This window comes from Variovorax soli (assembly GCF_031454625.1).
Classification (GTDB): domain Bacteria; phylum Pseudomonadota; class Gammaproteobacteria; order Burkholderiales; family Burkholderiaceae_C; genus Variovorax; species Variovorax soli_A.
In genome coordinates this window covers 397,925-413,298 of record NZ_JAVDRF010000004.1, presented here as the reverse complement: position 1 = coordinate 413,298, position 15,374 = coordinate 397,925, and the positions used below count along the sequence as shown (strand labels likewise).

At 69.0% G+C, this 15,374-nt stretch carries 12 protein-coding genes; 11 read left to right on the top strand and 1 reads right to left on the bottom strand.

Translation table 11 applies throughout. The annotated features are described in order from the left end of the window. Window positions 1-9 precede the first annotated feature (9 nt). The 10 genes from J2739_RS11965 (at window position 10) to J2739_RS11920 (ending at window position 13,713) form a co-directional block, all read left to right on the top strand. Window positions 10-801: an alpha/beta fold hydrolase gene (locus J2739_RS11965; RefSeq protein ID WP_309901808.1), complete on the top strand. Its 792-nt coding sequence runs from the start codon at window positions 10-12 to the stop codon at window positions 799-801. Between the two features lie 39 nt (window positions 802-840). After that, window positions 841-3,168, top strand: a complete 2,328-nt coding sequence (locus tag J2739_RS11960; RefSeq protein WP_309901806.1) for an NADP-dependent malic enzyme — start codon at window positions 841-843, stop codon at window positions 3,166-3,168. Further along, complete coding sequence (locus J2739_RS11955) at window positions 3,152-4,531, top strand: dicarboxylate/amino acid:cation symporter (RefSeq protein ID WP_309901804.1); 1,380 nt, start codon at window positions 3,152-3,154, stop codon at window positions 4,529-4,531. Before J2739_RS11960 ends, J2739_RS11955 begins: the two co-directional genes overlap by 17 nt. Before the next feature lie 33 nt (window positions 4,532-4,564). Beyond that, entirely contained in the window at window positions 4,565-5,899 is a 1,335-nt protein-coding gene (locus J2739_RS11950) for an NAD(P)/FAD-dependent oxidoreductase (RefSeq protein WP_309901802.1), read from the top strand. 104 nt (window positions 5,900-6,003) lie between these two features. After that, the gene (locus J2739_RS11945; RefSeq protein WP_309901800.1) at window positions 6,004-7,188 is read left to right on the top strand and encodes an acetyl-CoA C-acetyltransferase; all 1,185 of its coding nucleotides are present in this window, start codon (window positions 6,004-6,006) and stop codon (window positions 7,186-7,188) included. A gap of 39 nt (window positions 7,189-7,227) precedes the next feature. Beyond that, the gene (phbB, locus tag J2739_RS11940) at window positions 7,228-7,980 is read left to right on the top strand and encodes an acetoacetyl-CoA reductase (RefSeq protein WP_309901798.1); all 753 of its coding nucleotides are present in this window, start codon (window positions 7,228-7,230) and stop codon (window positions 7,978-7,980) included. A gap of 37 nt (window positions 7,981-8,017) precedes the next feature. Next, the gene (locus tag J2739_RS11935; RefSeq protein WP_309901796.1) at window positions 8,018-9,433 is read left to right on the top strand and encodes a cytochrome ubiquinol oxidase subunit I; all 1,416 of its coding nucleotides are present in this window, start codon (window positions 8,018-8,020) and stop codon (window positions 9,431-9,433) included. A gap of 5 nt (window positions 9,434-9,438) precedes the next feature. Next, window positions 9,439-10,434 carry a cytochrome d ubiquinol oxidase subunit II gene (locus J2739_RS11930; RefSeq protein ID WP_309902131.1) on the top strand — a complete coding sequence of 332 codons (996 nt, stop codon included), beginning with the start codon at window positions 9,439-9,441 and terminating at the stop codon, window positions 10,432-10,434. Window positions 10,435-10,522: 88 nt separating this feature from the next. Next, window positions 10,523-12,349 carry a sensor histidine kinase gene (locus J2739_RS11925; protein ID WP_309902129.1) on the top strand — a complete coding sequence of 609 codons (1,827 nt, stop codon included), beginning with the start codon at window positions 10,523-10,525 and terminating at the stop codon, window positions 12,347-12,349. Beyond that, window positions 12,346-13,713, top strand: a complete 1,368-nt coding sequence (locus J2739_RS11920) for a sigma-54-dependent transcriptional regulator (RefSeq protein ID WP_309901795.1) — start codon at window positions 12,346-12,348, stop codon at window positions 13,711-13,713. The genes J2739_RS11925 and J2739_RS11920 overlap by 4 nt, the downstream gene beginning before the upstream one ends. A 39-nt stretch (window positions 13,714-13,752) precedes the next feature. On the opposite strand, the gene J2739_RS11915 is transcribed toward J2739_RS11920, so the two are convergent. Beyond that, window positions 13,753-14,238 carry a hypothetical protein gene (locus J2739_RS11915; RefSeq protein ID WP_309901793.1) on the bottom strand — a complete coding sequence of 162 codons (486 nt, stop codon included), beginning with the start codon at window positions 14,236-14,238 and terminating at the stop codon, window positions 13,753-13,755. A gap of 218 nt (window positions 14,239-14,456) precedes the next feature. On the opposite strand from J2739_RS11915, the gene J2739_RS11910 reads away from it, so the two are divergent. Next, window positions 14,457-15,269, top strand: coding sequence for a class I SAM-dependent methyltransferase (locus J2739_RS11910; RefSeq protein WP_309901791.1), 813 nt, complete (start codon window positions 14,457-14,459; stop codon window positions 15,267-15,269). Window positions 15,270-15,374: the final 105 nt, after the last annotated feature.

Sequence of the window (15,374 nt, the reverse complement as noted above, 5' to 3'; positions counted from 1 at the left end):
GCCAACCCCATGCCGCTGGAACTCGCGTTCGAGACCTGGGGGTCGGGACCTCCGCTGGTGATCCTGCATGGCCTGTTCGGCGCCGGCCGCAACTGGACGAACGTCGCGCAGTCGCTGGCGGCGAACTATCGCGTCTACCTGCCCGATGCCCGCAACCATGGCGCTTCGCCATGGGCCGAGTCCATGTCATACGCCGAGATGGCGCACGACGTGCTCGCGCTCATCGAACGTGAACGCCTGCAGCAGCCCTTCGTCATCGGCCACAGCATGGGCGGCAAGACGGCGATGACGCTGGCGCTCTCGCATCCGCAGGCCGTCGGCGGCGTGGCCGTGATCGACATCGCCCCCGAAAGCTACACCGGGCAGTTCTCCTCCTACGTGTCGGCCATGCGCAACCTCGACGTCGGCGCCGCCGGCCGCCGCGAAGTCCGCCGGACACTCGCCGAAAGCCTGCGCGCCGATGCCCCCGTCGACTTCCTGATGCAGACCCTGCGCCGGGAACGCGACCGCTTCGACTGGCGGCTCAACCTGCTCGCCACCGGGTTGTGCATGCGCGATCTCTGCGACTTTCCCGCGTCGCTGCGCGAGGCCCGCTACGAAGGTCCTGCGCTCTTCATCGCGGGCGCGGAGTCCGACTACCTGCAGCCTGCTTCGCTGCCGGGCATCCGGGCGCTGTTTCCATCCGCCGCGCTCGAGCGCATCGAAGACGCCGGCCACTGGGTGCACGCGGACCAGCCGGAGGCCCTGCTGCGCGGGCTGAACGAGTGGCTGCGAGACGCCTGCGCGCTCGACCCGAACTGATCCTCAGCCACGCCTCTACAGACCTACGGAGACCGCACCATGTCCGACAACCTGCGCGAAGCCGCCCTCGACTACCACCGCTTTCCCGTCCCCGGCAAGATTTCGGTGAACCCCACCAAGCCGATGGCCACGCAGCGCGATCTCGCGCTCGCCTATTCGCCCGGCGTGGCCGACGCCTGCATGGAGATTGCGCGCGACCCGGCCGAGGCCATGAATCTCACCTCGCGCGCCAACCTCGTGGCCGTCATCACCAACGGCACGGCGGTGCTCGGGCTCGGCAACATCGGCGCGCTGGCCGGCAAGCCGGTGATGGAAGGCAAGGGCTGCCTCTTCAAGAAGTTCGCCGGCATCGACGTGTTCGACATCGAGCTCGACGAAACCGACCCCGACGCACTCATCGACACCATCGCGCGCATGGAGCCCACCTTCGGCGGCATCAACCTCGAGGACATCAAGGCGCCCGAGTGCTTCTACATCGAGAAGAAGCTGCGCGAGCGCATGAAGATCCCGGTCTTCCACGACGACCAGCACGGCACCGCGATCGTCGCGGCGGCCGCCATCCTCAACGCGCTGCGCCACGTGAAAAAGGACATCCGCGAGGTGAAGCTGGTCGCCTCGGGCGCCGGCGCGGCGGCGCTGGCCTGCCTCGATCTCATCGTGAGCCTCGGCCTCCCGATGCAGAACATTCATGTGTCGGACAGCGCGGGCGTCGTCTACACCGGCCGCAAGGAGCAGATGGACCCGAACAAGGCCCGCTATGCGCAGGACACGTCGGCACGCAAGCTGGCCGACGTGATCGGCGGCGCCGACATCTTCCTCGGCCTCTCGGCGGGTGGGGTGCTCAAGCCCGACATGGTGAAGGAGATGGCGCGCGACCCGATCATTCTCGCGATGGCCAACCCGACGCCGGAGATCCTGCCGGAGGACGCGCTGGCCGTGCGCCCCGACGCCATCCTCGGCACCGGGCGCTCGGACTATCCGAACCAGGTCAACAACGTTCTGTGCTTTCCGTTCATCTTCCGTGGCGCGCTCGACGTGGGCGCCACCACCATCAACGAGGAGATGAAGCTCGCTGCCGTGCGCGCCATTGCGGAGCTCGCGCATGCCGAGATTCCTGAAGTGGTGGCGCAGGCCTATGGCGCGCAGGGCCTGCGCTTCGGCCGCGACTACCTGATTCCCAAGCCCTTCGACCCGCGCCTGATCGAGGCCGTCGCGCCGGCGGTGGCGCAGGCCGCGGTCGACAGCGGCGTGGCGACGCGGCCGATCGCCGACATGAAGGCCTACCGCCAGCGCCTGTCGCAGTTCGTCTATCAATCCGGCAGCAGCATGCAGCCGCTGTTCGCGGCGGCCAAGCAGTCGCCCAAGCGCGTGGTCTACGCCGAGGGCGAGGACGAGCGCGTGCTGCGCGCCGCGCAGGTGGTGGTGGACGAGGGCCTCGCGCGGCCGTTGCTGCTGGGCCGCCCCGAGGTGATCGCCGAGCGCATCGCGCAGTACGGCCTGCGTCTTGCGCTGGGTGCCGATTGCGAGGCCGTCGACCTGCTCGATCCTGCCGTGCATGGCGAGGCGGCCGAGGCCTACTACCAGCTGCGGCGCCGCGACGGCGTCTCGCGCCTGGTGGCGCAGACCGACATGCGCAGCCGCGGCACGCTGCTCGCGGCGATGCTGGTGCGCCAGGGGCGCGCCGACGCCATGCTCTGCGGCACCCTCGGCGGCTACGGCGACCACCTGCGCCATGTGCGCGAGGTGATCGGCCTGCGCCCCGGCACGAAGACCCTGGCCGCCATGCAGATGCTGATGCTGCCGGGACGCCAGCTCTTCATCTGCGACACGCACGTCAACCGCGATCCCGATGCGTCGCAGATCGCCGAGATCGCATTGCTCGCCGCCGAAGAAGTGCGGCGCTTCGGCGTGACGCCCAGCGTGGCGCTGCTGTCGCACTCGAACTTCGGCGGCTCGGACGCCGCCTCCGCCGTGAAGATGCGCGAGGCGCTCGCGCTCGTCAGGGCGAGCGATCCGCAACTGGCGGTGGAAGGGGAGATGCGCGGCGATGCGGCGCTGTCCCGATCCATCCTCGAGCACGAGTTTCCGGACGCGGCGCTGGAGATCGAGGCCAACGTGCTCGTCATGCCCAACATCGATGCCGCCAACATTTCCTACAACCTGCTGCGCGTGGCGGCGGGCAACGGCATCACGGTGGGCGGGATCCTGCTGGGCGCGGCGCGCTCGGTGCACATCCTGACCCCGTCGTCCACCGTGCGCCGCATCGTCAACATGACGGCGCTGGCCGTGGTCGATGCCAACCCGCAGCGCGGCGCCGCCCCGGCCAGCGGCCACGCCGACCAGCCGGCGCATGCCGCCGGCGTCTGAAATTTTCCAGGAGATACCCGTGGACCACCAACCCGTACCCAAGCCCTTCTACAAGTCCCTGTACTTCCAGGTCATCACCGCGATCGTCATCGGCGTTCTGCTGGGCCACTTCTATCCGCACACCGGCGAGGCCATGAAGCCGCTGGGCGACGGCTTCATCAAGCTGATCAAGATGATCATCGCGCCGATCATCTTCTGCACGGTGGTGGTCGGCATCGCCGGCATGGAGGACATGAAGAAGGTCGGCAAGACCGGCGGCCTGGCGCTGCTGTACTTCGAAATCGTGAGCAGCATCGCGCTGGTGGTCGGGCTGGTCATCATCAACCTCGTGCGGCCGGGCGCCGGCATGAATGTCGACGTGAGCCAGCTCGACACCAAGTCGATCGCCGCCTACACCGGGCCGGGCAAGATGCAGGGCACGGTCGATTTCCTGCTCAACGTCATCCCGAGCACCGTGGTCGATGCCTTCGCCAAGGGCGAGATCCTGCAGGTGCTGCTGATCGCGGTGCTGTTCGGCTTCGCGCTGCACAGGTTCGGCGGGCGCGGCACGCTGGTGTTCGACGTGATCGAGAAGGGCTCGCACGTGCTCTTCACCATCGTCGGCTACATCATGAAGGTGGCGCCCATCGGTGCGTTCGGCGCGATGGCCTTCACCATCGGCAAGTACGGCCTCGGCTCGCTGCTGCAGCTCGGCCAGCTGATGGCGACCTTCTACGCCACCTGCCTGTTCTTCATCTTCATCGTGCTGGGCGGCATCGCGCGCTTTCACGGCTTCAGCATCTGGAAGTTCATCAAGTACATCAAGGAAGAGCTGCTGATCGTGCTGGGCACCTCCTCCAGCGAATCGGTGCTGCCGCGCATGATGGCCAAGCTCGAGAACCTGGGCGCGAAGAAGTCCGTGGTCGGCCTGGTCATCCCGACCGGTTACTCGTTCAACCTCGACGGCACCTCGATCTACCTGACGATGGCGGCCGTGTTCATCGCGCAGGCCACCAACACCGACATGACGCTGACGCAGCAGATCACCTTGCTGCTGGTGCTGCTGCTGACCTCGAAGGGCGCGGCCGGCGTGACCGGCAGCGGCTTCATCGTGCTGGCCGCCACCCTGTCGGCGGTGGGGCACGTGCCGGTGGCGGGCCTGGCGCTGATCCTGGGCATCGACCGCTTCATGTCGGAAGCCCGCGCGCTGACCAACCTGATCGGCAACGGCGTCGCCACGGTCGTGGTCGCCAAGTGGACCCAGGACCTGGACACCGTGCGCATGAAGCGCATCCTGAACAACGAGACGCCGGCCGACGCGGATGCGCCCGAGGCCGTGCTCGACCAGGTCGAGACCCACATGCCCGTGGCTCCAGCACGCTGAAAGCGGTCCCCTGCCTGGACGGAGAAGCCGACCATGAACAACCCCGTGCAGAAGCACCGTGTCGTCATCGTGGGCGGCGGCGCCGGTGGGCTGGAGCTGGCCACGCGTCTCGGCGATTCGCTGGGCCGGCGCGGCATCGCGGACATCACGCTGGTCGACAAGCACCGCACCCATGTGTGGAAGCCCAAGCTGCACGAGATCGCCGCGGGCAGCATGGACATGAGCGCGCACGAGGTCGACTACCTGGCGCAGGCGCACTGGCACCGCTTCCGGTTCCGGCTCGGCGAGCTGACCGGCATCGACCGCGAGCGGCGCGAGGTGCAGGTGGCGCCCTACCTGGACGACGAAGGCAGGCTGGTCACGCCGGCGCGCGCCTTCCCCTACGACACGCTGGTGGTCGCCATCGGCAGCCTGAGCAACGACTTCGGCACGCCCGGCGTGCGCGAGCATGCGCTGCGGCTCGAGTCGAAGGCGGATGCGCAGCGCTTCCACCAACGCATGGTGAACGCCTGCATCCGGGCGCATGCCCAGACCACGCCGCTGCGGCCCGAGCAGCTGCACGTGGCGATCATCGGCGCGGGCGCGACCGGCGTGGAGCTGGCGGCCGAACTGCACCGCACCACCCGCGAGGTCGTGGCCTACGGGCTGGACCGCGTGGACGCCGAGAAAGACATCCAGGTCAGCGTGATCGAGGCCGCCGAGCGCGTGCTGCCCGCGCTGCCGCCGCGCATGTCGGCCGCCACCGAGGCGCTCCTGCGCGAGCTGGGCGTGGACGTGCACACCTCCGCCAAGGTGGCCGAGGTGCTGCCCGATGGCGTGCGCCTGGCCGACGGCCGCACGCTGCCGGCCGAGCTGGTGGTGTGGGCTGCGGGCGTGAAGGCAGCCGATTTCATGAAGGACATCGCCGGGCTGGAGACCCACCGCAGCAACCAGCTCGTGGTGCTGCCGACCCTGCAGACCACGCGCGATGCCGACATCTTCGCCATCGGCGACTGCGCGGCCTGCGCCTGGCCCGAGGCCAACGGCGGCAAGGGCGGCCTGGTGCCGCCGCGCGCGCAGGCAGCGCACCAGCAGGCCTCGCACGTCGCGGCGCAGATCCGCCGGCGCTTGGGCGGAAAGGCGCTCAAGCCCTATCGCTATCGCGACTTCGGCTCGCTCGTGTCGCTCGGCGAGTTCAGCACCGTGGGCAACATGATGGGCGGCCTGATCGGCGGCAGCCTGATGATCGAAGGGCTGTTCGCGCGGCTCATGTACATGTCGCTCTACAAGATGCACGAGCTGGCCCTGCACGGCGTCGTGAAGGTCTCGCTCGACACGCTCGCGCGGCTCATCACGCGGCGCACGGAACCGCACGTCAAGCTGCACTGAGCAGCCGCGCCGATGACCCGATCCCCTGCGCCCCATTCGACACGTCCGCGCCCCGGCGCCATGCCGAAGCCATTCTTTTCGCACCAACCCCCAAGGAGACTCTCATGTCAGACGATATCGTGATCGTGGCCGCGCAACGCACGGCGGTCGGCAAGTTCGGCGGCTCGCTCGCCGGCACGGCCGCGCCCGAGCTGGGCGCGCACGTGGTAAAGGGCCTGCTCGCCAAGGCCGGCGTGCCGGGCGATGCGGTGTCCGAGGTGATCATGGGCCAGGTGCTCGCGGCCGGCTCGGGGCAGAACCCGGCGCGGCAGACGGTCATCAAGGCGGGGCTGCCGATCGGCGTGCCCGGCCTCACCATCAACAAGGTCTGCGGCTCGGGCCTGAAGGCCGTGATGCTGGCGGCGCAGGCCGTGAAGTGCGGCGACGCCGAGATCGTGGTGGCCGGCGGCCAGGAGAACATGAGCGCCGCGCCGCACGTGCTGCCCAACTCGCGCAACGGCCAGCGCATGGGCGACTGGAAGCTGGTCGACACCATGATCGTCGACGGCCTGTGGGACGTCTACAACCAGTACCACATGGGCACCACGGCCGAGAACGTGGCGAAGAAATACGGCATCACCCGCGAGATGCAGGACGCGCTCGCGCTGGCCTCGCAGCAGAAGGCCGCGGCCGCGCAGGACGCGGGACGCTTCGACGACGAGATCCTGCCCTTCGGCATCGCGCAGAAGAAGGGCGACCCGATCGTCTTTGCCGCCGACGAGTTCGTGAACCGCAAGACCAGCGCCGATGCGCTCGCCGGCCTGCGCCCCGCTTTCGACAAGGCCGGTTCGGTCACCGCCGGCAATGCCTCGGGCCTGAACGACGGCGCGGCCGCGGTGCTGGTGATGTCGGCTTCGCGCGCCGCCGCGCTGGGCCTGCAGCCGCTGGCGGTAATCCGTGCCTACGCAAGCGCGGGGCTGGACCCCTCGCTCATGGGCATGGGCCCGGTGCCCGCCTCGCAGCTGGCGCTGAAGAAGGCCGGCTGGAAGGCGCAGGACCTCGACCTCATGGAGATCAACGAGGCCTTCGCGGCGCAGGCCTGCGCGGTCAACCGCGAGATGGACTGGGACACCAGCAAGATCAACGTCAACGGCGGCGCCATCGCCATCGGCCACCCGATCGGCGCCTCGGGCTGCCGCGTGCTGGTGACCCTGCTGCACGAGATGCGGCGCCGCGGCGCCGACAAGGGCCTGGCCTCGCTGTGCATCGGCGGCGGCATGGGCGTGGCGCTGGCCGTCGAGCGCGCCTGAACGATTTCTTTGTCACGCAACGCACCAAGGAGAAAGCAGATGAACGAGAAGCAGCAAAGAGTGGTCCTGGTCACCGGCGGCATGGGCGGCCTGGGCGAGACGATCTCCACGAAGATGGTCGATGCGGGCTACAGGCTCGCGGTGACCTATTCGCCGGGCAACAAGTCGCACGCCGACTGGGTGGCGCAGATGGCGCAGCGCGGCTACGAGATCCTCGCCGTGCCTTGCGACGTGGCCGACTTCGATTCGTGCGTGCGCGCCGTCTCGGAGGTGCAGGAGCGGCTGGGGCCCGTCGACGTGCTGGTCAACAACGCCGGCATCACGCGCGACATGACCTTCAAGAAGATGGACCGCGTCAACTGGGACGCGGTGCTGCGCACCAACCTCGACAGCCTGTTCAACATGAGCAAGCAGGTGGCCGACGGGATGGTGGACCGCGGCTGGGGCCGCATCATCAACGTGTCGTCGGTGAACGGCTCGAAGGGTGCCTTCGGCCAGACCAACTACTCGGCGGCCAAGGCCGGGGTGCACGGCTTCACCAAGGCGCTGGCGCTGGAGGTCGCGAAGAAGGGCGTCACGGTGAACACCATTTCTCCGGGCTACATCGGCACGAAGATGGTCACGGCCATTCCGAAGGAGGTGCTCGACAGCAAGATCCTGCCGCACATCCCGGTCGGCCGCCTCGGCAAGCCCGAGGAAGTGGCGGGCCTGATCATCTACCTCGCCTCGGAAGAGGCGGCGTTCGTGACCGGCGCCAACATCGCCATCAATGGCGGCCAGCACATGCAATGAGCCCGCGCCGCGCCGCCGCCGGCCCGAAAGGAAGCTGATGGACGCCCTGATCCTCGCCCGCCTGCAGTTCGCGGCCAACATCAGCTTCCACATCCTGTTCCCCACGATCAGCATCGCGCTGGGCTGGCTGCTGCTGTTCCTGCGCTGGCGCTGGCTGCGCACCCGTGCCCATGACGCCGTGCTGGCGCAGGGCTGGCTCGACGCCTACCGCTTCTGGACCAAGGTGTTCGCGCTGAGCTTTGCGCTCGGGGTGGTCAGCGGCATCACCATGAGCTTCCAGTTCGGCACCAACTGGCCGGGCTTCATGGAGCGCGTCGGCAACGTCGCGGGGCCGCTGCTGGGCTACGAGGTGCTCACCGCCTTTTTCCTGGAGGCGGGCTTCCTCGGGGTGATGCTGTTCGGCCATGGCAAGGTGGGTGAGCGCGTGCACTTGCTGTCGAGCTTCATGGTGGCCTTCGGAACCACGCTCTCGGCGTTCTGGATCCTGGCGCTCAACTCGTGGATGCAGACGCCGGCGGGCCACGAGATCGTGAACGGCGAGTTTCATGTTGCGAGCTGGGCGGCGGTGGTGTTCAACCCCTCGTTTCCCTATCGCTTCGCGCACATGCTGCTGGCCTCGGCGCTGACCTGCGCGTTCCTGCTGATCGGGCTGTCGGCCTGGCAGCTGCTGCGTGGCGTCGGACAGCGCAGCGCGCCGCGCATGATGCGCGTGGGGCTCACGCTGGCGGCGGTGCTGGTCCCCGTCCAGATCGTGGTGGGCGACATGCATGGCCTCAACACGTTGAAGCACCAGCCGGCCAAGATCGCCGCGATGGAAGGCGTGTGGGAGACCGCGCGCGGCGTGCCGCTGCTGCTCTTCGCCATTCCCGACGGCGAGTCGCGCAGCAACCGCTTCGAGATCGCCGTGCCGAGGGGTGCGAGCCTGATCCTCACGCACGCGGCCGACGGCGAGATCCGGGGGCTGAACGACTTCGCCGGCGCGCATCCGCCGCCGCTGCCGATGTTCTTCGCCTTCCGCGTGATGGTGGGCATGGGCATGCTGATGCTGGCCACGAGCTGGCTCGGCTGGTGGCTCTATCGCCGTGCGCGGTGGCAGCCGGCGCGGCTGCCGCGCGCGCTTCTGTGGCTGTTTGCCGGCACGACCTTCTCGGGCTGGGTGGCCACGCTGGCAGGCTGGTATGTCACCGAGATCGGCCGCCAGCCCTACATCGTCTACGGCCTGGTGCGCACGGCCGACGTGGTGTCGAAGGTGCCGTCCGCGATGATCGGGCTCACGCTGGCGCTCTATGTCGCGCTCTACCTTGCGCTCATCGTGGCCTATGTCGCGGTGCTCAAGTACATGGCGGAGAAGCCCGAGGAGGCGCTGGCGGGCGAGGCCGCCGAGCGGGCCGCGACGCCGCCGGGCGCTCTCACCGCGCTCGCTTCGCCGGTGCTCGAAGGAGGCCGGGCATGAACGCGATGAGTTTCGACGCCGCGCTGCCGGTGATCTTCATGGCGCTGATGGGTGTGTCGATGCTGGTCTACGTGGTCAGCGACGGCTACGACCTCGGCGTCGGCATGCTGATGCACCGTGCCACCGACGCCGAGAAGGACGTGATGGTTGCCTCCATCGGCCCCTTCTGGGACGCCAATGAAACCTGGCTGGTGCTGGGTGTCGGCATCCTGCTGATCGCGTTTCCCAGGGCGCATGGGCTCGTGCTCGGCGAGCTCTACCTGCCGGTCGCGCTGATGCTCGTCGGCCTGACGCTGCGCGGCGTGGCCTTCGACTTCCGCGTGAAGGCGCGCGACAGCCACAAGCGCACCTGGGACCGGCTGTTCTTCGCCGGCTCCACGCTGGCCTCGGTGGCGCAGGGCTGGATGCTCGGTCGCTACGTCAGCGGCTTCGGCACCGGCTGGAACTACCCGGTGTTCGCCGCGGCCATCGCCGTGGCCCTGCCCATGGCCTACGTGCTGATGGGCGCGAGCTGGCTCATCATGAAGACCGAGGGCGCGCTGCAGGAGCGCGCGGTGCAATGGGCCCGCACTGCCTGGGGGCCGATGGTGGGCGGCATGCTGCTGATCTCGATGGCCACGCCCTGGGTCAGCCCCGAGGTGCGCGAGCGCTGGTTCGCGCTGCCCGAGATCCTCGCGCTGGCGGCCATTCCGCTCATGACCGCGGCGGCGCTGCTCGCCGTGCGCGGCCTGCTGAACACGCGCATCGTGCGCGGGCCGGTCTGCTGGCTGCCTTTCGTGCTGCTCATCATGGTGTTCGTGCTCGGCTTCCTGGGCCTGGCCTACAGCATCTTTCCCTACGTGGTGCTCGGCCAGCTCACGATCTGGCAGGCCGCCAGCAGTGCGCCGGCGCTGCGGGTGATCCTGGCCGGGGCTTGCATCTCGGTGCCGGCGATCGTGGGCTATACCGTGTTCTCCTACCGGGTCTTCCGCGGCAAGACCGGCGAATTGCGCTATGCCTGAACAGGCGCTGCGCCTGGCCGACCTGCGCGGCGCGCGCCACCGGGCAGCCACTGATGCGGGCCCCACGGCCTTGTGCAATAACGCGCTCATGATTTCATGGGAGCCGGCCCGGCGCTTCGATTTGCCTTCCGAGACGCCGAGGCGCTGGCGCGGCCTGCCGCGCTGGTGCGGCGCGCTGGCGCTGGTCGCGCTGGCCGCCGTCGCCGGCCATCACCTCGCCATGCAGAACGGCCTGGCGCGGTTGCGCGAGGCGGCAGAGCACCGGCTCGACATGCTCGCGACCGGCCTCGATGCCGACCTGGCCCGCTTCGAGTACTTGCCCGCGCTGCTGGAGATGACGCCCATCGTCCCGGCGCTGCTCGGCGCGCCGTCGGACCCGGGCTTGCGCAACGCGGTCAACCGCTATCTCGAGGGCGTCAATGCCACCGCCGGCGCCGAGATGCTCTACGTGCTCGACCCCGGCGGCACCTCGCTGGCCGCCTCCGACTGGGACCGGCCCGGCACCACGGTCGGCCAGAACCTGTCCTTCCGGCCCTACGTGATCGATGCGCTGGGGCAGGGCAAGGGCCGCTTCTACGGCGTCGGCATCACCAGCCGCAAGCCCGGCTATTACCTTTCCTACGCGCTGCGCCGCGACCAGTCCGCGCGCGGCGTGGTGGCCGTCAAGGTCAATCTCGAGGAGTCCGAGCGCGCCTGGCGCAAGCTGCCGGGCCACGTGGTGCTGGTCGACCAGCGCGGGGTCGTGATCCTCGCCACCCGCGAAGACCTGAAATTCCGGCCGCTGTGGCCGCTGGATGCATCGCAGCGCGCCGAGGTGCAGCGCTCGCGCCCCTATGGCGAGGCCGGCCTGCAGCCCCTGCCGTGGACGCCGAAGGAGACGCTGGCGCGCGACGTGCAAGTCGTCGCGCTCGATGGCGTGGATCAGCTCGCCTCGACGCGCGCGCTGCGCGGGGCGCCGTGGCAGCTGGTGGTGCTCGACGACCTGGCGCCGGTGCGTGCGGGTGCGCGTTATGCGGCCATCACCGCGAGCCTGGCGATGGCGGTGCTGCTGCTGATCGCCGTGACGCTGTGGCAGCGCCGCCGCGCCGTGCGGCAGAAGCTGGCCAATCAGGCCGCGCTGCAGGCGGCGCACGACAACCTCGAATCGACGGTCATCGCGCGAACCGCGCAGCTGCGCGCGGCCCAGGGCGAGCTGGTGCACGCCGGCAAGATGGCCGCGCTTGGCCAGATGTCGGCCGGGCTGGTGCACGAGTTGAACCAGCCGCTCACGGCCATGCGTGCGCTCTCGGAAAGTGCCGGCATCCTGCTCGACAAGAGCCGCTTCGACGACGTGCACGGCAACCTGCAGCGCATCCGTGGCATGGTCGACCGCCTGGCCCGCCTGACCTCGCAGCTCAAGACCTTCGCGCACAAGAGCGAGCTTCAGCTCGCGCCGGTGGTGCTGGCGCAGGCCATGGCCGATGCGCAGCTCATCGTGGCCGAGGCCGCGAAAAAGAACGCGACCACGGTCGAGGTCGACGTCCAGCCTCCCACCCTGAACGTCATGGCAGAGGAGGCCGCGCTCGGCAGCGTGCTCGTCAACCTGATGCGCAACGCCATCGATGCCATGCAGGCAGTGCCGCGGCGTACGCTGCGGCTCGAGGCGAGGCCGCAGGAGGGCCGCGTGATCCTGCGCGTGAGCGACACCGGGCCGGGCATCCCGCCCGACATCCTGCCGCGCCTGTTCGAGCCCTTCGTCACCAGCAAGCCGGCGGGCACCGGGCTGGGCCTGGGCCTGGTGATCTCGGCACAATTGGTGCGCGCCATGGACGGCACGCTGCGTGCCGCCAACCTGCCGGACGGCGGCGCCTGCTTCGTCGTCGACCTGCCGGCGGCCATCCCCAACTTTCCCCACACAGGAGTGATCCACAAGTGAGCGAAGCCCCTGCCATCCGGGTGCTGCTGGTCGAGGACGACGAAGACGTCCGCCTCAGCACCACCCAGGTGCTGACCCTGGCCGGCTTCGAGGTCGAAGCCTTCGCGAGCGCCGAGCGCGCCCGTGCGCAGATCAGCTTCGGCGTTCCGGCCATCGTGGTCAGCGACGTGCGCCTGCCGGGCTTGAGCGGCACCGAATGGCTGGTCGAACTGCGCGAGGCCGATGCCGAGCTGCCCGTCATCCTGGTCACCGGCCATGGCCACATCGCCATGGCGGTGCAGGCCATGCGCGAGGGCGCTTACGACTTCATCGAGAAGCCTTTCAGCTCCGAGCGGCTGGTGGCCATCGTGCGGCACGCCATCGAGCGGCGGCAGCTCACGCTGCAGGTGCGAGCCCTGCGTGACGCCCTGGAGAACTGGCACGGCATCCAGGCGGTGCTGATCGGCCGTTCGGCGCAGATGCAGCAGGTGCGCCGCACGGTGATGACGCTGGCCGAAACCTCGGCCGATGTGCTGATCTATGGCGAGACGGGGACCGGCAAGGAGCTCATCGCCCGCTGCCTGCACGAGCACAGCGAGCGTCGCCGGCAGCATTTCGTGCCGCTCAACTGCGGCGGTCTGCCCGAGGCGCTCGCCGAGAGCGAGCTGTTCGGCCACGAGGCCGGCGCCTTCACCAGCGCCAACCGCGTGCGCGTGGGCAAGTTCGAATACGCGCACGGCGGCACGCTCTTCCTGGACGAGATCGAGAGCATGCCGATGGCGGTGCAGATCAAGCTGCTGCGTGCGTTGCAGGAGCGCACGATCGAGCGCATCGGCTCCAACCGGGCCATTCCCTTCGACTGCCGCGTCGTCGCCGCGAGCAAGGACGACCTCAAGGAAATGAGCGACCGGCAGAAGTTCAGGGCCGACCTGTACTACCGGCTCGGCGTCGCCTTCATCGAGCTGCCGCCGCTGCGTGAACGGCGCGAGGACATTCCGCTGCTGTTCGAGCATTTCACGCTGCTGGCGGCCACGCGCTACGGGCGCGTCGCGCCGATCCTGAGCGGCGCCCAGGTCGCCGACCTGATGGCCTACGCCTGGCCCGGCAACGTCCGGGAGTTGCGCAACGTGGCCGACCGCTTCGTGCTGGGCCTGCTGGGCGAGCGCCTCACGCTGGCACGCGGCAACGCCGAAGCCATGCCCGCCTTGCCGCGCGGATTGCCGCAGCAGGTCGAGTCCTTCGAGCGGGCGGTAATCGTCGAGGCCTTGCGCAAGCACCAGGGGGACCAGTCGGCCACCGCCAGCGCGCTGACGATCGCGCGGCAGACGCTGCACGACAAGCTGCGCAAGCTGGGCATCACGGCGGACGAATTCAAGTCTCAGTGAGCAGGCGTGGATGCCTGCTTTCAGCCACGAACGCCAGGCTTATGCGAATGCGTGCAGGGCAGCGAGGCCGATGCCCAGGCCCACGCAAAAAAAGCCCGACGCTGCGGGGGTTCGCGAGGTGGGATGCAAGGCCAGCGCGACGACGCATCCCGCGAAAAGGAAGGGGAGCGGAAGGATGACCGGCAGCGCGAGCAGCACGACGCCTTCGACGGCGTGCCACGTGAGCGTGCCTGCCCCCATGGTCCAGCGGGCCCCCACCAGGGGGAGTGCGGCAACCGCCATGCACAGGAAGAAGCTCGGGAAGAGCCAATCGCCAGGCGCCGGCGATGCGTTCTCGCTGGCGAGCGCGGCGGGCCAGTGCGCTTCATCCAGTTCGTCCGCTGACGCCGGCTTGCCCGCGGCGCGGGGCTGGCTGCGGGGGCGCGGAACAGCGGCCGCGAGCCGGCGCAGCCTGAGCGACCATCGCCCGAATTCATCTGACGCGCGCTGCGCGCCGTGGGTGGCCGTGGAGGTATGCGTTGCCATCCGCGCAATGTATGAAGCGCTGCCTCACTCTGCACCTCCGGAGTGGGGGAGTATCGGATGGCGCTACCGGTCGTTGAAGCTCCCGGCACGCCATTGACGAGGGCGGCATCCGCGGCCACCATGGCACAGCATCGCCAATGCCCGGGCAGGCGGTGCTCGTCGGCGAGGCCCGTCCCGGATGAGGCAAGGGCACCCTTCAGAGCTTTCAAGGAGATCTCATGGCCGAGAGCGACAAGAAATTTGCGGGCTCCATCCCGAAGTTCTATGACACGCTGATGGTGCCGCTGATTTTCCAGGGCTACGCCGACGACCTGGCGGAGCTCGTCGCGGCCTCCTCGCCTCGCTCGGTGCTTGAAACGGCAGCCGGCAGCGGCGTCGTCACGCGCGCGCTTGCGCCTCGACTCGGCCCCGATGCCCGCTACGTGGTGACCGACCTCAACCAGCCCATGCTCGACTATGCCGCCGCCCGGCAGGGGTCCGATGGCCGCATCGAATGGCGCTGGGCCGACGCGCTCGACCTGCCGTTCGAGGATGCCTCGTTCGACGTCGTCTGCTGCCAGTTCGGCGCGATGTTTTTTCCCGACCGGGTCGCCGGCTACGCCGAGGCGCGTCGCGTGCTGAGGCCAGGCGGACGCTTTGTCTTCAGCGTGTGGGACCGCATCGAAGAGAACGCCTTTGCCGACGATGTGACGAACGCCGTCGCAGCGCTGTTTCCGGATGATCCGCCGAAATTCCTCGCTCGCACGCCCCACGGCTACCACGATGTCGCACAGATCCGCGACGATTTGAAGCGCGCAGGCTTCCTCGACATCGAGATCGAGACGCGCGAGAAGGTGAGCCGCGCGCCCTCCGCCCGCGAGGTTGCCACCGCCTATTGCCAGGGAACGCCGCTGCGCAACGAGATCGAAGCGCGCGATGCCCGGCTTCTCGAGCTCGCCACGGACCGCGCGACGGCGGCGATCGCCAGCCGCTGTGGCGAAGGGCCGGTGGCCGGCAAGATTCAGGCCCATGTGATCGTGGCGGCGGGGTAGCGGACCCCGCCGCGGCGCGTTCAATGCGCCGCGCCGGCCGGCGCACCGTGCGGAGCTGCCCCGCGCAGTTCCGCGCCTACAGGCCGTAGGCATGAACCTACGAAG